Origin of the sequence: Streptomyces sp. SP17BM10, assembly GCF_036322405.1 — a bacterium.
Classification (GTDB): domain Bacteria; phylum Actinomycetota; class Actinomycetes; order Streptomycetales; family Streptomycetaceae; genus Kitasatospora.
Genome location: NZ_JAQYXB010000619.1, coordinates 1 through 22570 on the forward strand (window position 1 = coordinate 1; position 22570 = coordinate 22570).

General features: G+C 74.3%; 15 protein-coding genes and 1 pseudogene. 8 read left to right on the forward strand and 8 right to left on the reverse strand.

Annotated elements, in window-relative coordinates; translation table 11 throughout:
• Positions 1–147 precede the first annotated feature (147 nt).
• The 3 genes from PUR71_RS23385 to trpS all read right to left on the reverse strand — a co-directional run bounded on the left by PUR71_RS23385 (position 148) and on the right by trpS (position 2997).
• The gene (locus PUR71_RS23385; RefSeq protein ID WP_329929050.1) at positions 148–822 is read right to left on the reverse strand and encodes a nucleoside/nucleotide kinase family protein; all 675 of its coding nucleotides are present in this window, start codon (positions 820–822) and stop codon (positions 148–150) included.
• A gap of 77 nt (positions 823–899) precedes the next feature.
• Positions 900–1856, reverse strand: coding sequence for a S66 peptidase family protein (locus PUR71_RS23390; RefSeq protein WP_329929051.1), 957 nt, complete (start codon positions 1854–1856; stop codon positions 900–902).
• 97 nt (positions 1857–1953) lie between these two features.
• On the reverse strand, positions 1954–2997 hold the full coding sequence (gene trpS, locus PUR71_RS23395) for a tryptophan--tRNA ligase (RefSeq protein ID WP_329929052.1): 1044 nt from the start codon (positions 2995–2997) through the stop codon (positions 1954–1956).
• Positions 2998–3244: 247 nt separating this feature from the next.
• On the opposite strand from trpS, the pseudogene PUR71_RS23400 reads away from it, so the two are divergent.
• Positions 3245–3382, forward strand: a pseudogene (locus tag PUR71_RS23400) (ABC transporter substrate-binding protein); the annotation flags it as partial.
• A 140-nt stretch (positions 3383–3522) separates the two neighbouring features.
• Positions 3523–4656: a hypothetical protein gene (locus PUR71_RS23405; protein ID WP_329929053.1), complete on the forward strand. Its 1134-nt coding sequence runs from the start codon at positions 3523–3525 to the stop codon at positions 4654–4656.
• 32 nt (positions 4657–4688) lie between these two features.
• On the opposite strand, the gene PUR71_RS23410 is transcribed toward PUR71_RS23405, so the two are convergent.
• Positions 4689–5261: an NUDIX hydrolase gene (locus PUR71_RS23410; protein ID WP_329929054.1), complete on the reverse strand. Its 573-nt coding sequence runs from the start codon at positions 5259–5261 to the stop codon at positions 4689–4691.
• Positions 5262–5372: 111 nt separating this feature from the next.
• Here PUR71_RS23410 and PUR71_RS23415 point away from each other — a divergent pair, with 111 nt between their 5' ends.
• The gene (locus tag PUR71_RS23415) at positions 5373–6317 is read left to right on the forward strand and encodes an ATP-grasp domain-containing protein (RefSeq protein WP_329929055.1); all 945 of its coding nucleotides are present in this window, start codon (positions 5373–5375) and stop codon (positions 6315–6317) included.
• Between the two features lie 84 nt (positions 6318–6401).
• Here the strand turns inward: PUR71_RS23415 and PUR71_RS23420 are convergent, their stop codons facing one another.
• Both PUR71_RS23420 and PUR71_RS23425 read right to left on the reverse strand, forming a co-directional pair.
• Positions 6402–10577, reverse strand: coding sequence for an ABC transporter ATP-binding protein (locus PUR71_RS23420; RefSeq protein WP_329929056.1), 4176 nt, complete (start codon positions 10575–10577; stop codon positions 6402–6404).
• Between the two features lie 330 nt (positions 10578–10907).
• Positions 10908–11558: a TetR/AcrR family transcriptional regulator gene (locus tag PUR71_RS23425; protein WP_329929057.1), complete on the reverse strand. Its 651-nt coding sequence runs from the start codon at positions 11556–11558 to the stop codon at positions 10908–10910.
• 139 nt (positions 11559–11697) lie between these two features.
• Here PUR71_RS23425 and PUR71_RS23430 point away from each other — a divergent pair, with 139 nt between their 5' ends.
• The 4 genes from PUR71_RS23430 (at position 11698) to PUR71_RS23445 (ending at position 18215) form a co-directional block, all read left to right on the forward strand.
• Entirely contained in the window at positions 11698–13392 is a 1695-nt protein-coding gene (locus PUR71_RS23430; protein WP_329929058.1) for a carboxyl transferase domain-containing protein, read from the forward strand.
• A 182-nt stretch (positions 13393–13574) separates the two neighbouring features.
• Entirely contained in the window at positions 13575–15884 is a 2310-nt protein-coding gene (locus tag PUR71_RS23435) for an acetyl/propionyl/methylcrotonyl-CoA carboxylase subunit alpha (RefSeq protein ID WP_329929059.1), read from the forward strand.
• Entirely contained in the window at positions 15881–16873 is a 993-nt protein-coding gene (locus PUR71_RS23440; protein WP_329929060.1) for a hydroxymethylglutaryl-CoA lyase, read from the forward strand. The genes PUR71_RS23435 and PUR71_RS23440 overlap by 4 nt, the downstream gene beginning before the upstream one ends.
• 151 nt (positions 16874–17024) lie before the next feature.
• Positions 17025–18215, forward strand: coding sequence for an acyl-CoA dehydrogenase family protein (locus PUR71_RS23445; RefSeq protein WP_329929061.1), 1191 nt, complete (start codon positions 17025–17027; stop codon positions 18213–18215).
• A gap of 157 nt (positions 18216–18372) precedes the next feature.
• Here PUR71_RS23445 and PUR71_RS23450 read toward each other — a convergent pair whose 3' ends face one another.
• Positions 18373–18828 carry a universal stress protein gene (locus PUR71_RS23450; RefSeq protein WP_443077543.1) on the reverse strand — a complete coding sequence of 152 codons (456 nt, stop codon included), beginning with the start codon at positions 18826–18828 and terminating at the stop codon, positions 18373–18375.
• 969 nt (positions 18829–19797) lie between these two features.
• On the opposite strand from PUR71_RS23450, the gene PUR71_RS23455 reads away from it, so the two are divergent.
• Positions 19798–20877 carry an HAD-IA family hydrolase gene (locus PUR71_RS23455; protein WP_329929062.1) on the forward strand — a complete coding sequence of 360 codons (1080 nt, stop codon included), beginning with the start codon at positions 19798–19800 and terminating at the stop codon, positions 20875–20877.
• Positions 20878–20943: 66 nt separating this feature from the next.
• Here PUR71_RS23455 and PUR71_RS23460 read toward each other — a convergent pair whose 3' ends face one another.
• Positions 20944–21756 carry a GNAT family N-acetyltransferase gene (locus PUR71_RS23460; RefSeq protein ID WP_329929063.1) on the reverse strand — a complete coding sequence of 271 codons (813 nt, stop codon included), beginning with the start codon at positions 21754–21756 and terminating at the stop codon, positions 20944–20946.
• Between the last annotated feature and the right edge of the window lie 814 nt (positions 21757–22570).

Sequence of the window (22570 nt, forward strand, 5' to 3'; positions counted from 1 at the left end):
AACCCAATAAAACGCACACGCCGAATACGCACCAGGCCGCGACAAGACAAGACGCGACCCGGCCCGAGCTGGGAAGTGGTGTTTCAGAGGATTGGCCGCCCCGGGACCGTCCGCGCCGATGCGTGTCCGGTGCTCCCTGCCGAGCGACTAGTGAACACTACCCCTGACCAGCGCCCCGGGCAAACTCGCGCCGGGGACGATCCGAGAACAGAGCGGGCGGCCGGCCTTCACGTGTTCGCCGTTCGGGTGGTCGTTGCCGGTGACCCAGCGGCGGGCGGTGGGCTCGTCGCGGCCTCCGTCGCGGTGGCGGCGCAGGAGGCGTTCCTCGCGGAGGGCGTCGTCGGTCTCGACGTACCAGACCTCGCGGAGCAGTCGGCGTGCGTCCGGCCAGGGGGCGTCGGTGGAGGCGAGGTAGTTGCCCTCGGTGACGACGAGGCGGGCCTGCGGGCGGACGACGTGGCGGGCGGCGACCGGTTCGTCGAGCGTCCGGTCGAAGTCGGGGACGTAGATGTCCTGGAACCGGTCGGCCGCGATGCGGCGCAGCAGCGCGACGTAGCCGTGGGCGTCGAAGGTGGCGGGCGCGCCCTTGCGGTGGGTGAGGCCGAGGCGGTCGAGCTGGGCGCCGGAGAGGTGGAAGCCGTCCAGTGGGACGTAGGCGGCGCTGCCCGGGCCCTCGACGCGCTCGACCTCGGCGACCAGGTGCCGCGCGAGAGTGGACTTGCCGGCCCCGGGCGGGCCGGTGAGTCCGAGGATCGTGCGGGCGTTGCTGCCCGGCCCCCGGAGGAGTCCGAGGGCGAGGGCGATGAGGCGGTCCTCGTTCATGGCCGCACCCTACTCATCCGTCTCGTCCGTGCCCGCCCGCCTCGACCGGTTCCCGCCGCTCCCCGCCCCGGACCTCCTCACCGGGCGGCGAGGGCCGGCATCTCCAGCGTCAGCGTTCCCGCGTCCGCGTCGAGCACGGCCGGGACACCGAGCGGGACGGTGAGGGTGGACGGACAGTGGCCGAAGCCCAGTTCCCAGAGCACGGGCACCCCGAGCGGGCCGAGGCGGTCGAGCATCACCTCGCGGACCCGGTCGGGCCGCCCGCAGCCCTCCCAGGAGCCGAGGGCTATGCCGGCCACGCCGTCGAGGGCGCCGGAGCGCAGGAACTGGGTGAGGAGGCGGTCGAGCTGGTACGGGTGCTCGTTCACGTCTTCGAGGATCAGGATGCTGCCCGCGAAGGAGGGCCGGGCGGCGGGCGTGCCGCGCTCGGCCGCGAGGACGTGGACGCAGCCGCCGGCCGTGACGCCGCGGGCCCGGCCAGGGACGAGGGGTGCGGCGGCCGGGCCGGTGAGGACGGTGGTCGCGGCGGGGTCGAAGAGGGTGCGGCGCAGGTGTTCGGCCGTGGGCCCGTCCTCGATGAAGGAGGCCGCCGCGCACATCGGCCCGTAGAGGGTGGCGAGGCCGAGCCGCTGGGCGAAGGCCTCGTGCAGGGAGGAGACGTCGCTGAAGCCGATGAGGACCTTGGGCGGGACGCGGCGCAGCGCGGGCCAGTCGAGCAGGTCGACGACGCGGTGCACGCCGTAGCCGCCGCGGGCGCAGACGACGGCGTGGACGGTGGGGTCGAGCCAGGCGTCCCGGAGGTCGGCGGCGCGGTCGGCGTCGGTACCGGCCAGGTAGCCGAGGGTGGGGTGGGTGTCGAGGACGTGCGGGGCGGCGGTGACCCGCAGCCCCCAGGAGCGCAGGATCGCGGTCCCGGCGGCGAGCCGCTCGGGGTCGATCGGGCCACTGGGGGCGACCACGACGACGTGGTCCCCCGGGCGGAGCTGCGGCGGACGGGTCAGCCCTCGGGCGGGCGTGGTCGGGTGCTGGTCCATGGCCGGGATCCTTCCAGGGTGCGGGCGTCGGAGCGCGAGGGGGTGAGGTGCGGTCAGATCCGGCGGGGCCCGCCGGAAGTGGTATGCCCCGTGGCCCTCAGACCGACCCCATGACGTCCCTGACCTCGGCGAGGGTGGCGTCCGCGATGGCGTTGGCGCGTTCGGCTCCGTCGCGCAGCACCTGGCGGAGGTGGCCCCGGTCGGCGGCCAGCGCGGCGCGGCGGGCGCGGACCGGGCGGAAGAACTCGTTGACGGACTCCGTGACGGTGCGCTTGAGCGCGGCCGCGCCGCCGTCGCCGAGCTCGGCGGCGACGTCCTCGGGGGCCCGGTCCTGGCAGAGGGCGGCCAGCAGGACGAGGTTGGCGACCTCGGGCCGGTTCACCGGGTCGTAGGTGATGTGCCGGTCGGTGTCGGTCTTCGCACCGCGGATCAGCCGGGCGGTCTCGTCCTCGGAGGCGCCGAGGAAGACGGCGTTGCCCCGGCTCTTGCTCATCTTGCCGCCGTCGGTGCCGAGGAGTAGCGGCGCGTCGGAGAGCACGGCCTCGGGGCGGGGGAAGACCGCGGTGCCGTCGGGGTGCGGGTAGCGCTCGTGGAAGCGGCGGGCGATGGTGCGCGCCACTTCGAGGTGGGGCAGCTGGTCCTGGCCGACGGGGACGAGGCCGGCCTTGCAGAAGAGGATGTCGGCGGCCTGGTGGACGGGGTAGGTGAACATCAGTCCGCTGACGGAGGCCTGGCTGGAGTGGGCGATCTCGTCCTTGACTGTGGGGTTGCGGCCCAGCTCGGCGACGCTGACCAGGCTGAGGAAGGGCAGGAGCAGCTGGTTGAGGGCGGGGACGCGGCTGTGCGCGAAGATCGTGGCGCGGTCAGGGTCGAGGCCGGCGGCGAGGTTGTCGAGGACGAGGTTCTCGGTGTGTTCGGCGAGCCGGTCGGCGATGTCACGGTCGGTGATGACCTGGTAGTCGCCGACGACGATGAACATCTCGACGCCCTGGCCCTGGAGGCGGACCCGGTTCTGCAGGGTGCCGAAGTAGTGGCCGATGTGGAGCGGGCCGGTGGGACGGTCGCCGGTCAGGACGCGGCGGGCGGCCGGGCTCCCTCCGAGGGACGGCGCGGTGGCGGTGGCGGTGGCAGTGGCGGTCATGACGGGTTCTCTCCTCGGTACGGCGGCGATGGTGGCCGTCCGGGGCGCGGGCCCGTCCCGCTGGGGAAAAAGCGACAGGGCCGTCCATCCCGGACGGCCCTGGTCAGGCATGCAGTGGTGGCCGTCCTAGGACGGCCACCAGCACAGGCACGTGAAGCGCTTCATGTCGTCGACCATAGCGCCTGTCTCCCGCCGCGGTCACCGGTAGGCGGCGGGACGCCAATCAGGACGCGTGCTCGGCGGTGCGCTCTGGAAGACCCTCGGAGCGGTCAAGTCCGGTCAGGCGCGGCCGGTTTCGGACGAGACCTGGTTCCTCGGGCTCGGCGTGACGGCGGCCTACGCGGTGCTCGCCGACCTCAAGGGCTTCGTCGCGCCCGGCAGTTGAGTCGACACGCCGGGTAGGGGTGGGGTGCCCGCAGCCCGCCACCGAAGGAGGCGTGGGCGTCCGAACGGGGAACCGGCGCTTGGACCTGGTCACTCGGTGCGGGAGGATCGTCCGGACCGTCCCCCGAAGGGCCCGTGCCGATGACCTCGCTCCACCCCACCCCCACCGACCCAGCCCGCCCCGACCCGGCCGCGGACCGCACCGGAGCCACGCCCCGGGCCGCCGCGCGCTGTTCGATCGCGCAGGCCGCCGACGCGGGACAGCTCCCCGGCGCACCGGGCGGCGGCGCCCGGGACGACTCGGTGCCGCGGCCGCGCAGCGGCCCCGGCGACGCCGACGGCGGCGCCCCTCTTGCCGGTCCGCCCTTCGCCGGCGTGCCTCTGGCCGCCGCACCTCTCACCGGTGCGCCGGACGAGCGGACGGCCGCCCGCGTCCAGGCCGCGCTCACCGAACGGCTGCGGGCCGCGCGCCAGCAAGGCCGCACGCTCGCCGAGTTGGCCGCCGCGTGCCGGCGGCCGGCCGCCGAGGTCGCAGCGCTCCTCGGCGAACCCGTACCGGTGGAGGCTCCGCCCACCTGGCGGGTTCAGGACGATCAGGACGGTCGGGTCGGACGCGAGGACGCTCACGCGCAGGAAGTCCGGCAGCCCGCCGCACCAGCGGCCGAGCGGTCGGTGCCGGTGCTGCGGGCGGCCCGCGAGGAACCGCGGGCCCTTCCGGCGCGGCGGCCCTCGCCCTCGCGCCGGCTGCGCCGCATGCACCCCGACGCCGCCCCGACCGGGCGGGAGGCGGCCGAACGGGAGACGGCCGCACCTGAGGGGCCACTACCGCGCAGGTCCGCACGGGCGGCGGGCAGGACGGCGACGGGGGCCAACGGGGTCGCTGGCACCACGGCGGCCGGCACGTCGACCGGCGGCGCGGGGGACGGGGACGGGGCCGAGGCGGCCCAGGCCGAGACGCCGCTCGGGATCCTGATCGGCGCCGGCCCCCACCAGCCCGAGGCCGTCGGCCGGCCGGAGGAGCGCACGCCGGTCCGGGTGACCGCCCAGCCGGTCCGCATCGGGCGCGGCACCAGCCTCGTCGTGCTGCCCTCCTGGCGGCCCGCCATCGCCGTCTCGGTGCCGACCGAGCACGTGCTGTCCGCCACCGGGCTCGCGTTCGAGCAACTGGCCGGCGTGCAGCTGACGGTGATGATGAACCCCGGTGCGCTGCACGACCGGGAGCTCGACCTGCACGGTTGGCAGGCCGTGCGCGGGCGGCGCGGCGGACGGGCTTGAGCGGTCCTGCCGCCGGGCACGGTGACCGGACGTCAGCGCTCCGGCGGAGAGTTCGGGATGTAGCCGAGGTGGACGGCGACCGCGTCGCGCCCGTCGACGTTCCAGTCGCCCGCCCGGACCATCGTCAGCAGCTCGGGGAGCCTGGGAGGCCACAGCGCGTCGGCGTCCGGGGCGGCGAGGTCCGACGGCGTCCACCAGCGCCAGTCGAGGATGCGGTCCACGGCGTGCACCGCGCTGACGTCGCCGACCGGGCCGCGGCGCGGGCCCCGGGTGACGTAGACGTGCTCGTGCTGGCGGACCGGCGTGCCGTGCCAGGTGAAGTCGTGCTCCCACGTGCAGAGCAGCGGGCCGGGTTCGAGGTCCGTCCAGCCGGTCTCCTCGCGGAGTTCGCGGACGGCGGCTTCACGCGGGGTCTCGCCGGGGTCCAGTCCGCCGCCCGGCATCGTCCAGTGCACGCCGACCTCGGAGTTGTCGGAGCGGAGCAGGAAGACCGAGCCGTCCTCGGCCAGGACCGCCGTCCGCGCCGCCTGCCGGGGCACACGCTCGCGGGGGCGTCGTAGTCCGACGAGTTCCAGCGGGTTGCGGGAGCGCTGCTGTCGTTTCATCGGATCACTCTCGCAGGATCCGCCGGCGCAGGTCTCCGAAATTCCGGGACAGGCGGTGACGGGACGGCGCGACGGCGCGCGGGGTGACCGTACGGCCGTACGCTGACGCCCATGCCCGTACCCGCGATCATCTTTCCCGCCGACCCGCTCAACCCGGGCCGGCCCGACCCGCACTTCGCGTGGGAGGCCAGGCTGGTCCGGGAGTCGGGCGGCGAGCACCACCTCGTCGATCACGACGCGCTGCTGGCCGGACGGGCGGTGGAGGCCGTCCGGCGGGTGCCGAAGGACGGCGGCCCGCTCTGGTACCGGGGCTGGATGATGCCCTCCCGGGACTACGCCGCCTTCGCCGCCGCCCTCTCCGCGCGAGGCGGGAACCTGCTCACGAGCGCCGCCGGCTACGCGGCCGCACACGAACTGCCCGGCTGGTACGGCGTGTTCGAGGGATCGACGCCGCCGAGCGTGTGGATCCCCTCGACGGGCGGGGCGGCGGATTCGGCCACGGCAGCGGGGCCCGGACGGGAGGAACTGGCCGATGCCGTCGCCCGGTTGGGCGGGCGCGGCCCGGCGATCGTCAAGGATTACGTGAAGTCCCGCAAGCACGAGTGGCACGAGGCCTGCTACGTGCCGGAACTGGCCGACCTGGACGCCGTCGGCCGGGTGGTGGCCCGGTTCGTCGAGCTGCAGGGCGAGTTCCTCGCGGGCGGGGTGGTGCTGCGGCGGTACGAGGAGTTCCAGCGGGCATCCGCTCCCGGCCGTGCGGGGGCCGTGGCCGGCGCCGGGGGTTCCCGGCCGGTGGAGGCGAGGGTGTGGTGGCTGGACGGCGAACCGGTGCTCGTCGGGCCGCACCCGGACGCCCCGCACGCCGAGGTCGACCCCGACCTGACCGGCGTCCGCTCGCTGGTGCGGACGCTCGGCTGCCGGTTCGTCACCACCGATCTCGCCAGCCGCGCGGACGGCTCCGGCTGGCGGGTGGTCGAGGTCGGCGACGGGCAGGTGAGCGACCTGCCGCACGGGATCGACGCGACCGGGCTGCTGACCTCGCTGATCGCGGCCTGATCGCGGACTGAGCACGGACTGAGCGCGGTCTGATCGAGGCCCGATCGAGGGGCGGGCCGGGCCCGAACCGGGCCCGGCCCTTGGTCATCCGGCGGCGACGGCCTCCCCGACGGCGGCCTCTGTGCCGTGGTGCCCGTCCGCGACGAACGCGCGCCAGAGCCGCGCGTACGCCCCGTCGAGGGCGAGGAGTCCGGCGTGCGTGCCGTCCTCCACGACCCGGCCGTGATCGAGCACGACGACCCGGTCGGCGCGTTCCGCGGTGGTGAGGCGGTGGGCGATCACCAGGGTGGTGCGTCCGCCGCTGAGCCGGTCGGCGGCGCTGTTCACGGCGGCCTCGGTGGCCAGGTCGAGCGCGGCGGTGGCCTCGTCGAGCAGCAGGATGTCCGGGTCGACCAGTTCGGCCCGGGCCAGCGCGATCAGCTGGCGCTGACCTGCCGAAAGGTTTCGTCCCCGGCCCGTGACCTCGTGGTCGTAGCCGCCCGACAACCCGACGATCATCTCGTGCGCGCCGACCGCCCGCGCCGCCGCCTCCACCTCGGCCGCCGTGGCCCCGGGCCGGCCGTACGCGATCGCCTCGCGCACCGTGCCCGCGAACAGGTACGCCTCCTGCGGCACGACCCCGAGCCGATGGCGGTACTGCGCGAGGTCGTACCGGGTGAGGTCGACCCCGTCGACCCGGACGGTGCCCTCGGTCGCGTCGTAGAACCGGGCGACCAGCTTCACCAGCGTCGACTTGCCGGCCCCCGTCTCGCCGACCAGCGCCACCGTCTGACCGGCCGGTATGTGCAGGTCCACCCCGGTGAGCACGTCCGGCGAACCGTCCGCGCCGCCGTTGTAGGCGAAGCCGACGCCCTCGAAGGAGATCTCGCCGCGCAGCCCCTTCTCGACCGGCACCGGCTCGGCCGCCACGGCGGTGGTCGTCGGCGTGCGCAGCAGCTCCCGGATCCGGCCGAGGCCGACCGACGCCTGCTGGTAGCCGTCGAACACCTGGGAGAGCTGGTTGACCGGCGCGAAGAACAGGTCGATGTAGAGGAGGTAGGCGACCAATGCGCCGACCGTCAGGGTGCCCGCGTCGACCCGGGCCGCGCCCACGATCAGCACCAGCGCGGCGGCCACGCTGGACAGGAACTGGACGAACGGGAAGTAGAGCGAGATGTAGAGCTGCGCCCGGACCCGCGCCTTCCGGTAGGCGACGCCCCGGGCGACGAAGCGGTCCGTGTTGGCGTCCAGGCGGCGGAACGCCTGGACGATCCGCATGCCGGCCACGTTCTCCTGGAGGTCGGCGTTGACGGTGCTGATGAGGTCCCGGGAGATCTCGTACTGGTCCCGGGACTTCCGGCGGAACACCAGCGTGGCGATCACCAGCAGCGGCAGCACCGCGAGGACCACCAGGGCCAGGCCCGCGTCGATGATCAGCAGGGCGGCGAAGATGCCCGCGAAGGTCAGCAGGCTGACCACGGCGGTGACGACCCCGGTCTGCAGGAAGGACGTCAGCGAGTCGAGGTCGGTGGTCATCCGGGTCATGATCCGGCCGGACAGCTCGCGCTCGTAGTAGTCCAGGCCGAGCCGGTTGAGGTGGGCGAAGATCTTGAGGCGGAGGGTGTAGAGCACGCGCTCGCCCGTACGTCCGCTGACCCGGTTCTCGGCGCTTTGCACCAGCCAGTCCAGCAGGACCACCACCAGGGCGGCCACCGAGGCCACCGCGACCCCGGACATCAGGGACTTGCTCACGCCCTGGTCGATGCCGTGCCGGATCAGGATCGGCAGCACCAGCGCGGCGCCCGCGTCCAGGGCGACCAGCACCAGGGCGAGGGCGAGCGGGGCCCGGAAGGGGCGCAGCATGCGGCGGAGGGAGAAGTCCGGGTCGCCTGCCTCGGCCTCGGCGCGCGGTATCGCCGGGGTGTCGGTGGCGGGCGGGAGGGCGGCGACCTGGGCCAGCAGGTCGGGCTCGGCGGTGCGGGCCGCCTTGGTCAGGGCGGGGGTGAGTAGGGCGGGGGCCTTTGCCCCGAGCGCGGCACTTGTCGCGGCGTCGGGCTCTGTCTCGGGCTCGGGAGCGGGAGCGGGAGCGGGGGCGGGAGCGGCCCCGGGCTCGGTCTCGCGTGTGACCCCGGGAGCGGCGTCGGACATCGCCTCGGCCGCGGCCTCGGGTGCGGGCCGCCCGGGTATGCGGTCGGCCTCCGGGTCGGTGATCAGGGCCCGGTACTGGGGACATCGGGCCTCGAGTTCCTCGTGGGTGCCGATGTCCAGCAGCCGGCCCCGGTCCAGCACGGCGATCCGGTCGGCGAGCTGGAGGGTCGAGCGGCGGTGGGCGATCAGCAGCGTGGTGCGGCCGGTCATCACCGAGCGCAGCGCGTCGTGGATCTCCGCCTCGATCTGCGGGTCGACCGCGGACGTCGCGTCGTCCAGCAGCAGGATCCGCGGGTCGGTGAGGATCGCGCGGGCCAGGGCGATCCGCTGGCGCTGTCCGCCGGAGAGGGTGAGGCCCTGCTCGCCGACCTTGGTGTCGTAGCCGTCCGGCAGGGCGCGGATGAACTCGTCGGCCTGCGCGGCGCGCGCGGCGGCGACGACCTGTTCGTCGGTGGCGTCGGGCCGGCCGTACGCGATGTTGGTGCGGACCGTCTCGGAGAAGAGGAAGCTCTCCTCGGGGACGATGCCGACGGCCGAGCGGACCGAGTCGAGGGTGAGGTCGCGCAGGTCGTGGCCGTACAGGCGGATGGCTCCGGCCGCCGGGTCGTAGAACCGGGGAACCAGTTGGGCCACCGTCGACTTGCCGGAGCCGGAGGCGCCGACGAGGGCAAGGGTCTCGCCCGGGGCGAGCGTCAGGTCCAGGCCGTGCAGGACGGGCACCGGGTGCTCGGGGTCGTAGCGGAACTCGACCCGGTCGAACTGCAGGGCCACGCCGGGGGTGCGCGGGCCGACGGTCGCGGTACCGCCGGCGCCCCCCTGCCGCTCGTCGTCGGGAACGTCCTCGGAGGCCGCACCGGTGAGGTCGAGGGCCACCGCGTCCGGGCGCTCCTGGACCAGCGGGCGCTCGTCGATCAGCTGCAGGACGCGCTCGACGCCCGCCCGGGCCTGCTGGCCGACCGTGATGACCATGGTGAGCATCCGCACCGGGCCGGTCATCTGGGCGACGTACGTGGAGAAGGCGACGAAGGTGCCGAGCGAGACCCGTCCGTCCACGGCCAGCCAGCCGCCGAAGGCCAGCACCGCGACCTGGGCGAGCGCCGGGATCGCCTGCATCGCGGGGTTGTAGCGGGCGTTGAGCCGGATCGAGCGCAGGCGGGCGGCGAAGAGGTTGCGGGAGGCGGCCTCCAGCTTGTCCAGCTCCTGCGCCTCCTGGCCGAACCCCTTGACCACGCGGACGCCGCCGATCGCCTCGTCCACGACGCCGGCGACGGCCGCGGCCTCCTGCTGGGCCGCCCAGGTCGACGGGAACAGGCGCTTGCGGCTGAGCACGGTGACCCACCAGAGGGCGGGGGCCATCACCAGGGCGATCAGGGTGAGCGGCGGGGAGAGCCAGACCATCACGGCCGCCGACATGACGAACATCAGCAGGTAGCCGGTCATCATCGGCAGCATCGAGAGCAGCCCGTTGACCAGTTGGAGGTCGGACGTGGCGCGGCCGACCACCTGGCCGGTGTCCAGCCGGTCCTGGCGGTGGCCGTCGAGCCGGCCGAGGGAGCGGAAGAGGTCGCTGCGCATGTCGTGCTGGACGTCGAGCGCGAGCTGACCGCCGTAGTAGCGGCGGACCTGCGTGCAGCCGAAGACCACGACGGCGGCGAGCAGCAGCACGACCGCCCACGGGCCGAGCGGGCGGGTGTGCGTCGTGATGACGTCGTCGATGATCAGCTTGGTGACCAGCGGCACCAGGGACGTGACGGCCATGCCGACGAGCGAGGCACCGAACGCGAGCAGCAGGCTGCGCCGGGACCGCAGGCAGTAGCCGATCAGGCGGCGCAGCCAGCCCCCGGTCTCGGGGGGCGTGGCGGTCGCGGTCGGCGCGGTGGTTACGGCGGTTGCGGTGGTTGCGGCGGTTGCGGCGGTTGTCGCGGTCGCGTCCGGCGCGGGAGTAGCGGGAGTAGCGGGAGTAGCGGGAGAGGTCGTGGGGGCAGGCTGAGTCGCCGCGACCGCCGGGCCGGCCGGGGTCGCCGGGGGCACCAGGCTCTCGGGGCCGGCCGCGGGGGTCGGCCCCGGCTTCGCGTCGGGGGCAGGTGGGCCGCTCGGGGATTGCTCCACCGTAGATCCGTGAGTCTCAGGCATATTTAGGGATGCTAACCATTCCGTCGGGACGCCGCCATGCCGTTTCCGGCCGGGCCGGGGCGCGGGGCGGGTCGGGCGCACACCCGGGCGCACGCTCGCGACAGGCTCCGGCTGAGTGACCAACAGCCCACGGCCTGCGGTGATTCCCGCCCGGGCACCCGGACGGACCAACCGGCCCCACTGCCACCAGCGTCGTCCACACCCGCCCCGGGCGCCCACCGGCCGGAGGGCGGCCAGGCACCGTCCTTTGGACCTAGGCCTGGGCCCGGAGCCGGTACGGGAGCCGGGTACGGCCGCAGCCGCAGCCACGGTCGCGGTCGCGGTCGCGGCTCAGGCGTGGGCGGACACCGATTCGGCCGCGGCCGAGAACGCACCGTGGGCGAGGCTGCGCAGCAGCGCCGCCATGCCGTCGCGCTGGAGGCCGGGGCCGGGGCGGTCGGCCTGGGCCGCCGGGTTGGGGCCGAGGCTGTGCGGGGTCGAGTTGATCAGCCCGAAGACGGCGTGCACCGCGGCCCGGGCCACCGGCTCGGCGGCGGGGTCGGCCAGCGCCGGGTAGGCCTGCCGGACCACGTCGACCCACAGCTCGACGTAGCCGCGCTGGAGCCGGCGGACGGTGCGGCGGTCCTCCTCCTTGAGGTTCAGCAGCTCGCGGTCGTGCAGGGTGATCAGGTCGCGGTCGTCGAGGGCGAACTCGACGTGGCCGCCGATCAGGGCGTCCAGCGCGGCGGCCGGGCCGTCGCCGCCGCCCGCGCGCCGCCGCCCCTCCTCCAGCAGGCGCTCGCTGATGCCGATCAACAGGTCGGCGAGCATCGCGTCCTTCCCGGCGAAGTGCCGGTAGAGGCCGGGGCCGCTGATGCCGACGGCCTTGCCGATCTCGTCCACGCCCACACCGAGGAAGCCCCGGGCGGCGAAGAGCCGGGCGGCCTCCCGGCGGATCTGGTCGCGGCGTGGGAGCGCGGTGGTTCCGGGGACGTTCGGCATGCCGTCCATCGTAGACAGTCGGGTTATCGCCCGTTAACCTGGGCGCGTAAGTTAACGTTAATTAACTTCAGGGAGAGCGGGCGCACCGGAACCCGGGCCACCCCGCCACCCGGTGCCGAGGGCAAGGGAGCTCTTGGGAATGGTCATCTCAACCGCCGGCGTACTCACCGGCGTCAACGGCAGCGCAGCGGGCGGCACCGCGACGCCGGGGGCAGCCGCCCCCGCGCCCCGGCTCGGCACGGCCGTCGACCCGGCATCCGAGGCCTACCGGTCCAACACCGAGGCGCACCGGGCGCTGGTCGCCGAACTGCGCGAGAAGCTCGACACGGCCGCCCTCGGCGGCGGCGCCAAGGCCCGCGCCCGGCACACCGCGCGCGGCAAGCTGCTCCCCCGCGACCGCGTGGACACCCTGCTCGACCCGGCCTCGCCCTTCCTGGAGCTGGCCCCGCTGGCCGCCGACGGGATGTACGACGGCGCCGCGCCCGCGGCCGGCGTCATCGCCGGGATCGGCCGGGTCGCCGGACGTGAGGTGGTGGTCGTCGCCAACGACGCCACCGTCAAGGGCGGCACGTACTACCCGATGACGGTGAAGAAGCACCTGCGCGCCCAGGAGGTCGCGCTGGAGAACCGTCTCCCCTGCATCTACCTGGTGGACTCCGGCGGCGCTTTCCTCCCCATGCAGGACGAGGTGTTCCCCGACCGGGACCACTTCGGCCGGATCTTCTACAACCAGGCCCGGCTCTCGGCCGCGGGCATCCCGCAGATCGCCGCCGTGCTCGGTTCGTGCACGGCGGGCGGCGCGTACGTCCCGGCGATGAGCGACCAGGCCGTCATCGTCCGCAACCAGGGCACGATCTTCCTGGGCGGGCCGCCGCTGGTGAAGGCCGCCACCGGCGAGGTGGTCACCGCCGAGGAACTGGGCGGCGGCGAGCTGCACTCCCGGACCTCCGGCGTGACGGACCACCTGGCCGAGGACGACGCCCACGCCCTCTCCATCGTCCGCACGATCGTGGCCGGGCTGGGCCCGCGCCCGGAGCGGCCGTGGCCGCTGGCCGCGGTCGAGCCGCCGGCCGTCGACCCGGCCGGCCTGTACGGGGCCGTCCCGGTCGACCCCCGCACGCCCTACGACGTGCGCGAGGTGATCGCCCGGCTGGTCGACGGCAGCCGGTTCGCCGAGTTCAAGGCCGAGTACGGCGCGACCCTGGTCACCGGCTTCGCCCGGATCCACGGCCACCCCGTCGGCATCGTCGCCAACAACGGCGTGCTGTTCTCCGAATCGGCCGTCAAGGGCGCCCACTTCATCGAGTTGTGCGACCAGCGCGGCATCCCCCTCCTCTTCCTGCAGAACATCACCGGCTTCATGGTCGGCCGGCAGTACGAGGCGGGCGGCATCGCCAAGCACGGCGCCAAGATGGTCAACGCCGTCGCCTGCACCCGCGTCCCGAAGCTCACGGTGGTGATCGGCGGCTCGTACGGAGCCGGCAACTACTCGATGTGCGGCCGGGCCTACTCGCCCCGCTTCCTGTGGATGTGGCCGGGCGCGAAGATCTCCGTGATGGGCGGCGAGCAGGCGGCCTCCGTCCTCGCCACCGTCCGCCGCGACCAGTTGGAGGGGCACGGCGAGGAGTGGCCGGCCGAGGCGGAGGAGGAGTTCAAGCGCCCCGTCCGCGAGCAGTACGAGCGCCAGGGCAACGCCTACTACGCCACGGCCCGGCTCTGGGACGACGGCGTGATCGACCCGATGGACACCCGCACCGTGGTCGGACTCGCCCTCACCGCCTGCGCCAACTCCCCGCTGCCGCCGCCCGGTCCGTACGGCGTCTTCCGGATGTGACCCCGCACTCCCCGGGCGGGGTCCGGCACCTCCCTTCTCCGCTCGCTTCCCCTCCCGGGGCGCACCCGCTCGCGATGTGACCCCTCCGACGCCGGCCGCCGGGCCCACCGCCCGGGCCGGCGCCCGGACCGTCCACCGCCACCTCCTTCGTACGGCCCCCTCGACCCGGAGGAACGCCTCCCATGTTCGACACAGTTCTGGTCGCCAACCGCGGCGAGATCGCCCTCCGGGTGATCCGCACCCTGCGGCGGCTCGGCGTGCGCTCGGTCGCCGTGTTCAGCGACGCCGACGCCGACGCCCCGCACGTCCGCGAGGCCGACGTCGCCGTCCGGCTCGGCCCGGCCGACCGCAGCGACAGTTCGGCCGCCGAGACCTACCTGCGGACCGACCAGATCCTCGCCGCCGCCCGGCGCACCGGCGCCCAGGCCGTCCACCCCGGCTACGGCTTCCTCGCCGAGAACGCCTCCTTCGCCCGCGCCTGTGCGGACGCGGGCCTCGTCTTCATCGGTCCTCCTCCCGGTGCGGTCGAGCTGATGGGTGACAAGATCAACGCCAAGGAGGCCGTCCGGACCGCAGGGGTCCCGGTGGTCCCCGGCAGTCGGGCCACCGCGCCCACCGACGACGAACTCGTCGCCGCCGCGGACGAGATCGGGTACCCCGTCCTCCTCAAGCCGTCCGCCGGCGGCGGCGGCAAAGGCATGCGGCTCGTGCGGGACCCGGCCGAACTGCCGACCGAGATCGCCGCCGCGCGCCGGGTCGCCCGGACGGCCTTCGGTGACGACACCCTGCTCCTGGAGCGCTGGGTGGACCGCCCCCGCCACATCGAGGTGCAGGTGCTCGCCGACGCCCACGGCACCACCGTCCACCTCGGCGAACGCGAGTGCAGCCTCCAGCGCCGCCACCAGAAACTGATCGAAGAGGCACCCTCCGTCCTGCTCAACGCCGAGACCAGGGCCGCGATGGGCGCCGCGGCCGTCCGCGCCGCGGAGTCCTGCGGCTACACCGGGGCCGGCACCGTGGAGTTCATCGTCCCCGGCATCGACCCGGACTCTCCCGCCCCCGAAGCCCCCGAGGGCGTCCGGGAGTTCTTCTTCATGGAGATGAACACCCGTCTCCAGGTGGAACACCCCGTGACCGAGCTCGCCGTCGCCGTCGCCGACCCGGCCGGCGGCCCGCCCCGCCGCCTGGACCTGGTCGAGTGGCAGCTGCGCGTCGCCGCGGGCGAGCGCCTCACCTTCGGTCAGTCCGACATCTCCTTCCTGGGCCACGCCATCGAGGCCCGCATCTGCGCCGAGGACCCGGAACGGGACTTCCTGCCCACCGGCGGACGCATCCTGGTGCTCGACGAGCCGCAGGGCGAAGGCGTCCGGGTCGACTCCGGGGTCGCCCCCGGAAGCGTCATCACCAGTGCCTACGACCCGATGCTCGCCAAGGTCATCGCGTACGGGCCCGACCGCCCGACCGCGCTCCGCCGCCTGCGCGCGGCGCTGGCCGACACCCGCATCCTGGGCGTCACCACCAACACCGGCTTCCTGCGGCGGCTGCTCGCCCACCCCGACGTCGTCGCCGGCCGACTGGACACCGGCCTGGTGGAGCAGACCGTCCAGCAGCAGCCCACCCTGCTGGCCTCGCCGCACTCGCCCGCGACGGCCACCGACCCGGCGGCCCGGACCCAGGACGCGGCCCCGGCCGACCCGCCCCCGGCTGACGCGACTCCCTCACCTGCCCACCTCCTCTACTACGCGGCCGCCCTCGCACGACACGCGGACCTCACCCCGGCCGCCGACCCCGACGGCTGGACCAACCCCTTCTCCCTCCCCTCCGGCTGGCGCCTGGGCGGCGCACCCGCCTGGACCACCCACCGGCTCCGGGCCCCCGGCCAGGATCCCGTCCCGGTGCGCATCCGTTCGATCACTGCGGGCAACGTAGCCGGGAGCACTGACATTCCCGGCGATGTCACCCTTGAGGTGGAAATCGGACTCGGCTCCGGCCCGGCCCACCGGGCCCGGGCGGTCCGCACCGCCGACCGGCTGCACCTGACGGTCGACGGCCTGCTGACCTCCTTCGCCCTGACCGTCGACGACACCCCCGGGCTCGCCGGCGCCCCGGTGACCTGGCTCGGCGTCGAGGGCGACGCCTGGCCGCTGCACAGCCACGACGCGGTCGGCGAGGGCGCCGCCGCGGCCGCCGCCCACCACGGCGCCCTCACCGCACCGATGCCCGGCACCGTCACCGTCGTCAAGACCGCGGCGGGCGAGGCGGTCCGCAAGGGCCAGGCCCTGCTCGTCCTGGAGGCCATGAAGATGGAACACGTGATCTCCGCCCCGCACGACGGCGTCGTGAGCGAACTCCGCGCCACCGCCGGGGCCACCGTCGCGATGGAGGAGCTGCTGGTCGTGGTCACCCCCGCGGAGGAGGGCGCGGACGTTCCCGCGGGCGCCCCCGGGGGCGTGGAGGCGACCGCCATGAGCCCGGCGGAGGTGCGGTCGTGACCACCGGCTCCGCCACCCACGAGCCCGACGCGCTCGACCTCGGCCTGCCCGACCCCGTCCGCGCCCCCGGCCTGCCCGAAGAGGTCCGGATCCACGAGGTGGGACCGCGCGACGGGCTGCAGAACGAGAGCGCCCTGGTGCCCGTCGAGGTCAAGGCCGAGTTCATCGCCCGGCTCGCCGCCGCCGGGTTGCGGACCGTCGAGGCCACCAGCTTCGTCCACCCCAAGTGGGTGCCGCAGCTGGCCGACGCCGAGGACCTGGTACCCCGGCTGGCCGACCTGCCCGGGCGCCACCCCGGGCTGCGGCTGCCCGTCCTGGTGCCCAACGAGCGCGGCCTCGACCGCGCGCTCGCCCACCACGCCGCCGACATCGCGGTGTTCGCCAGCGCCACCGAGACCTTCGCCCGCCGCAACCTCAACCGCTCGGCGGACGAGGCGATGGCGATGTTCCGCCCGGTCGTGGAGCGCGCCGCGGCCGCCGGGGTAGCGGTCCGCGGCTACCTCTCGATGTGCTTCGGCGACCCGTGGGAGGGCCCCGTCCCGGTCACCCAGGTGGTCCGCCACGGCGTCGCGCTGCTGGAGATGGGCTGTGCCGAGCTGAGCCTCGGCGACACCATCGGCGTCGCCACCCCTGGCCAGGTCACGGCCCTGCTCGCCGCGTTCGCCGCGGCGGGGGTGCCGGCCGAGCGGCTCGCGGTGCACTTCCACGACACCTACGGCCAGGCGCTCAGCAACACGCTGGCGGCGCTCCGCGAGGGCGTCACCACCGTCGACGCCTCGGCCGGCGGCCTGGGCGGCTGCCCGTACGCCAAGAGCGCGACCGGCAACCTCGCCACCGAGGACCTCGTGTGGATGCTGCACGGCCTCGGCGTCCGGACCGGCGTGGACCTGCGCGCGCTGGTCGCCACCAGCGGCTGGATGGCCGAGCGCCTCGGCCGCCCGAGCCCGTCCCGCACCGTCCAGGCGCTGCGCGGTGCCGCCCGGGGCTGACCGTCCCGGAGCGCCGTCCGGCGTCCCCGTCCACTCGGACGACCTTCTTTCCCGACGACCACACCACGCGACCGTCACACCATCGGACGGACGCCGGTCACCCCGCTCACGCCCGCGGCCACCCCGGCCGGGCGGCCCCAGGAGGAACACCGTGTTCGATCACCGGCTGAACAGCGAGTACGAGGACCTTCGGCGCACCGTCGCCGAGTTCGCCCAGGACGTGGTGGCGCCGAAGATCGGCGAGTTCTACGAGCGGGAGGAGTTCCCGTACGAGATCGTCCGCGAGATGGGGCGGATGGGCCTGTTCGGCCTGCCCTTCCCCGAGGAGTACGGCGGCATGGGCGGTGACTACTTCGCGCTCGGCCTCGCGCTGGAGGAACTCGCCCGGGTCGACTCCTCGGTGGCGATCACCCTGGAGGCGGCCGTCTCCCTCGGCGCCATGCCGGTCTACCGCTTCGGCACCGAGGAGCAGAAGCGCGAGTGGCTACCCCGGCTCACCTCCGGCGAGCTGCTCGGCGCGTTCGGCCTGACCGAGCCCGAGGGCGGCTCGGACGCCGGCGCGACCCGCACGACGGCCCGCTACGACGAGGCCACCGACGAGTGGGTCATCAACGGCACGAAGTGCTTCATCACCAACTCCGGGACGGACATCACCGGACTGGTCACCGTCACCGCCCTCACGGAACCGATCGCTCGTTCGAGTGAAGAGGGCGAATTCCGCTCGCCAACGCGCGAGATCTCTTCCATCATCGTGCCCACCGGGACCCCCGGGTTCCAGGTCTCGAAGAAGTACTCGAAGGTCGGGTGGAACGCATCCGACACCCGCGAACTGTCCTTCACCGACTGCCGCGTTCCCGCGGCCAACCTGCTGGGCGAGCGTGGCCGAGGCTACGCCCAGTTCCTGCGGATCCTCGACGAGGGCCGCATCGCGATCGCGGCCCTGGCCACCGGCCTGGCCCAGGGCTGCGTCGACGAGTCCGTCAAGTACGCCGGCACGCGACGGGCTTTCGGCCGGCCGATCGGTGCCAACCAGGCCATCCAGTTCAAGCTCGCCGACATGGAGCTGCGCGCCCACACCTCCCGCCTGGCCTGGCGGGACGCCGCTTCCCGGCTGCTGCACGGAGAACCGTTCAAGAAGGAGGCCGCCATCGCGAAGCTGTACTCGTCCGAGGCCGCCGTCGACAACGCGCGCGAGGCGACGCAGATCCACGGCGGGTACGGCTTCATGAACGAATTCCCGGTCGCCCGCTTCTGGCGCGACTGCAAGATCCTGGAGATCGGCGAGGGCACCTCGGAGGTCCAGCGCATGCTCATCGCACGGGAGCTCGGCGTCACGTCCTGAACCGCACCCTGCGGGGGTAACGCCCGCCCCCGCAGGGACGGTTGGGGCTAGCGGCCCGGTGCCGGCCGCGGCGAGCGCCGTGGACGCGCGCCGGAGTGGGAGGCCGAAGCGGACGGCGACGAGACGGTGAGGGGACGGACGCCGGGCTGGTGCGGCGTCAGGGGATGACGATCACCGGGCGGTTGGCGCGGCGCGCCAGCCGGCCGGAGACCGAACCGAAGATCTTGCCGAGCAGGCCGTGCGTCGTGCCGACGACGATCGCGTCGGCGGCGTACTCGCGGCCGACCTCCTCGATCTCGTGGCAGATGTCGCCGCCGCGCTCGACCAGGATCCAGGGCACGCCGGCGAGGAAGTCGGCGCAGGCGAGCTCCAGGCCCAACACCTCGGTGCGGTGGTCCGGGAGGTCCACGAAGACGGGAGGCTCGCAGCCCGCCCAGACCGTGGCGGGCAGGCGGTTGGCGACGTGCACGATCACCAGGCCGCACTGCGAACGGCGGGCCATGCCCACCGCGTAGGCGAGGGCGCGCTCGCTGGACAGCGAGCCGTCGAAGCCGACGACCACGCCGTGCTGGAAGGCCGGGTCGCAGGCGTGGCCGGGCTCGTCCTGGACGATCGGCTCGGTGTGCGCGCCGGGCCGGCCGGACGTCTCCGGGTGGTCGGCGCCCGGGCCCAGGCGGCCGGTCACCGCGGGCTCCGTGCGGTCGGCCGCGGGCTCGCCGCGTCGACGGCGGTCACCGAAACGGTCACCGGGGTGGTCGCGGCGGACGACGTTGCGCAGTGAGCGCGCGAAGCCCTGTACGCCACCGTGCGCGGGCTCGTCGTGCTCTGCGCGGTGCGCGCCGCCGTGCACGCCCGCGTCGGGACGGCCGGTATCCGCACGACCGAGGTCCGTACGCCCCGGATCCGCACGACCGGAGTCCGCAGAGCTCGAATCCGTCTGGCCGGAATTCGCACGGCCGGCGGCGTCGCGTGGAGCGGAGTCGTCTCCGGTCGCTGGGCCCGTGCCACGGGGCGCGTCCGGTTCAACCGGTCGGGAGAACTCAAAACCAGCCATGGCTCACGGCTCTTCGCGGGAGAGGGGCCGACAGGAGAGGACAACGCTGCCCGGGGAGCAGGCCCGCCCACGGGATGACATCGGTCTGCGCCGCCCAGCACCGTTTGTGACCTGTTCCTTTCAGAGTACGTCGGGCGTGAGGCCCAGCCCAGCGGCAAAGCCCCGGGGTGCCCTCGTTCCCGCGAAAGGGGGATGCGCCCGTCGAGACCGCGCGCCCTCCTCGCAAGCCTTTCGCGCCCCCTCCGGAAAGGAGGTTCCCTGGAGCTTGACTGAGCGAACCGGACGGCGCAACAGGCCCATGGGACACCGTGACCGGACTGTCATGGATCGGCGACGATCCGTCGCGGACCGTCGCGACCCGTGACGTCCCACCCGTCCCACCAGGCCCACCCGGCCCGTCCCACCAGGCCCGCGCCGCCCCGGCGGCGCACCGGTCCGCAGTACCCGTTCCAGCCACTTCGTACGGGTTCGCGACGCGCTCTGGCATTTGCCAGGTGCATAGGCGCGGGCACTGGCACCATGCTCGGCATGCCCTTGCTCCTGTTCGACCTCGACAACACGCTGCTCCCCAGGGACGCCGCTTTCCGGGCCTGGGCGCAGGACTTCCTGTCCGAACGCGACCTGCCGCCGGGCGACGTCGACTGGTTCGTCACCCTGGACGGCGGCGGCTACGTGCCGCGCAGCACCGTACTGTCCGCCGTCCGGCGCCGCTACGGGTTGGACGCCTCTTCCGACGACCTGCTCGACCACTACCGACACGGCATCAACTCGCACATCCACTGCCCGCCCCGACACGTCGAAGCGCTGCGGACGGCCCGGGCCGCCGGCTGGACCCTCGGCATCGTCAGCAACGGCGGCACGGGCCCCCAGTCGGAGAAGATCCTGCGGACCGGGCTCGGCCCGCTGGTCGACGGCTGGGTGATCTCCGAGGAGGCGGACTGCGTCAAGCCCGACCCCCTGATCTTCGAGATCGCCGCCCGGCGATGCGGCGTCTCCCCCACCGGCGACTGGGCGGCGCACACCTGGATGATCGGGGACTACGCGCCGGCCGACATCGCGGGAGCGGAGCTGACCGGCCTGCGCAGTGTCTGGCTGCACCACGGCCGCCCCTGGGCCGAGATCGGCTACCGGCCGACGCTGAAGGCGGCCGGTCTGCCGGAGGCCGTCGGCCAGGTGCTGGCCGCGCGCAACGCGCCGTCCGCCCGGCCGGCCGGGCGGACGGGCGTCCCGGCCCGACGGCGGCCGGCCGCGCAGACGCGCCCGGTGTCCGCCTCGGCGGGCACCCCCACGAGCGCGCAGGCGGCCGTGACGGCGCTCGTCGGCGCGCGGTCCGGCGTACGACCGGCGGCATCCGCCCTGGAGGGCTCACGTGCGCCTGTTCCCGTGAACGCCGGGGCGGCCGCCGTCGGAGGGTCGGAAGCGGGGGTCGCTGTCCGAAATCGCTCAGGTGAGCTTGCCGTGATCGTCGCGGGGCACCACGAGGCGGGCGCGAGCGGTGCGGACACGTCCGTCGAGCGTCCGACGGCTCTGCTCCCCAGGGCGGACGGGCCCGTGCGGACCAGGTTCGCCGTCCCGCTGGGGGCACTGCCGACGGCAGCGGCGCAGTAGGCCGGCAGCACACCATCGGCAGTGGGAGGTCAGCACGGAGGAGACGGCGAGGCAGTCGTACCGGGGCTACGGCTGCGCCCGGTCCGCCGGTGCGGTCCGGGTCCACCAGCACGTGCGCCCCTGGTCGGTGAACCCGAGCCTGCGGTAGAGCGGTTCACCGGCGGCGGTGGCGACCAGGGTCGCCGGGCGGTCGGGACGGACCGCCGTCAGGGCGGTCTCCATCACGGCTCGCGCCACGCCCCGGCCACGGGCGGAGGGCAGCGTGGCCAGCCAGTACACGCCGGTGGCACGGCCGTCGTCGTAGGTGAGGCAGGCGCCCGCCGGGGTGCCGTCGAGGCGGCCCAGCCACACGCGGCAGCCGCGGTCGTGCAACAGCCGCGGCGGAACCGCCTCTCCACGCTTCCAGGGCTGCCGCGCGGGCTGCGGAAAACCGTCGACGACAACGTGTTCCGCGTCGGCGAGGGCGTCGCCGTCCACCACCTCATCGACCGTCAGGGACCCTCCGCCCGGGGCATCCCAGACGTACGGCAGCGCCCGCCCGTCGCGTCCGAGCGAGCCCGGCTCACGGACCATCACCGGCATGACCGGCATGCGGACGGCGCCGAGGCCGGTCAGATCGAGGCTGCCGTACGGGTCCTCCAGGGTGAAGCAGCCGGTGGACCACACTGTCATCAGGTCGGCCAACTCGGCTTCCACCAGGCGCGGTTCGGCATACGAGCGGGTGATCAGGACGCGGTGCTGGTCGTCCGGCGTGCGGGCGCAGCGGACGGCGGTGAGGGCGTCCCCGACGTGGGTCTGCCAGCCGTGCGCCCGAGCCTGGCCGAGCCAGAAGGCGGCGGCGTTGTCGTTGGCCTGTTCGAGCCGGCGCGGATCGTTCACGGCAGGACGGTAACCCGGGCCGCCGGGCGGCCCGCGGCCCGCCCGGACCCTGGCCGAATGAAGCCAGGGAGGCGCACTTCCGCCGACCCGTGCGCCCTCTCGTGCACCGCCGATTTTCGGTCAATTTCTGGCCGGTCCCTCCCGCTTGGGCAAATCCGCAGCCCAGACCCGCCGGCCGGGCGGCCCGGAGCCGGACGCCCCAGGAGCGGCCCCGCGACAACCAGCCACCGTTGCACCGGCCCTCTTCCCAGAAGGGTCGACGGGTGCCACGCTTCGTGATCGAATGCATCACGCCAAATTGCCATGTCGACATAGCGTCGGATGGTGAACTTGTCACAACGGCAACGGTCCACCCGATAGATTTCGATCTTGGCTAGCAGTGCCGCACCACCCACACCACACCACCGAGGGGGCTTGAGCGCCTTGAGCAGGGTGAGCAGGAGCGACGCGGGTCCTGACAGCGGCCAGACGGTGGCCGGCATCGCGGGTCGCCCCGCGAGAAGCGCTGGCACCTCCGCGATCGCCGCCACCACCCGCAACTCCGGCACCTCCGGCGCCGCTTCGCACCCCTCCCACCCGGCGGGACCGACCGCGCCGGCCGCCCCCTCCGGCGCGCCCGGCTCCCCTTCCTACGGGGCTCCCCCGGAGCACGGCGGACCGGCTGCGGGCCGAGGCCCCGTCAACCCCGGCCAGGCGTACGGCTCCGGCGGTGCGGGCGCGGGATACGGCGGGGGATACGGCGCGGGAACCGCCGGCCCGGGGTACGGATCCGGCAGCGCGGGCCCGGGGTACGGCGCGGACCACCCCGTCCACC

What these genes read in the sequence shown, in the direction of transcription:
- PUR71_RS23385 (WP_329929050.1), bottom strand. Translation starts at nt 822, where the DNA reads ATGAACGAGGACCGCCTCATCGCCCTCGCCCTCGGACTCCTCCGGGGG.
- PUR71_RS23390 (WP_329929051.1), bottom strand. Translation starts at nt 1,856, where the DNA reads ATGGACCAGCACCCGACCACGCCCGCCCGAGGGCTGACCCGTCCGCCG.
- trpS (WP_329929052.1), bottom strand. Translation starts at nt 2,997, where the DNA reads ATGACCGCCACTGCCACCGCCACCGCCACCGCGCCGTCCCTCGGAGGG.
- PUR71_RS23405 (WP_329929053.1), top strand. Translation starts at nt 3,523, where the DNA reads ATGACCTCGCTCCACCCCACCCCCACCGACCCAGCCCGCCCCGACCCG.
- PUR71_RS23410 (WP_329929054.1), bottom strand. Translation starts at nt 5,261, where the DNA reads ATGAAACGACAGCAGCGCTCCCGCAACCCGCTGGAACTCGTCGGACTA.
- PUR71_RS23415 (WP_329929055.1), top strand. Translation starts at nt 5,373, where the DNA reads ATGCCCGTACCCGCGATCATCTTTCCCGCCGACCCGCTCAACCCGGGC.
- PUR71_RS23420 (WP_329929056.1), bottom strand. Translation starts at nt 10,577, where the DNA reads ATGCCTGAGACTCACGGATCTACGGTGGAGCAATCCCCGAGCGGCCCA.
- PUR71_RS23425 (WP_329929057.1), bottom strand. Translation starts at nt 11,558, where the DNA reads ATGCCGAACGTCCCCGGAACCACCGCGCTCCCACGCCGCGACCAGATC.
- PUR71_RS23430 (WP_329929058.1), top strand. Translation starts at nt 11,698, where the DNA reads ATGGTCATCTCAACCGCCGGCGTACTCACCGGCGTCAACGGCAGCGCA.
- PUR71_RS23435 (WP_329929059.1), top strand. Translation starts at nt 13,575, where the DNA reads ATGTTCGACACAGTTCTGGTCGCCAACCGCGGCGAGATCGCCCTCCGG.
- PUR71_RS23455 (WP_329929062.1), top strand. Translation starts at nt 19,798, where the DNA reads ATGCCCTTGCTCCTGTTCGACCTCGACAACACGCTGCTCCCCAGGGAC.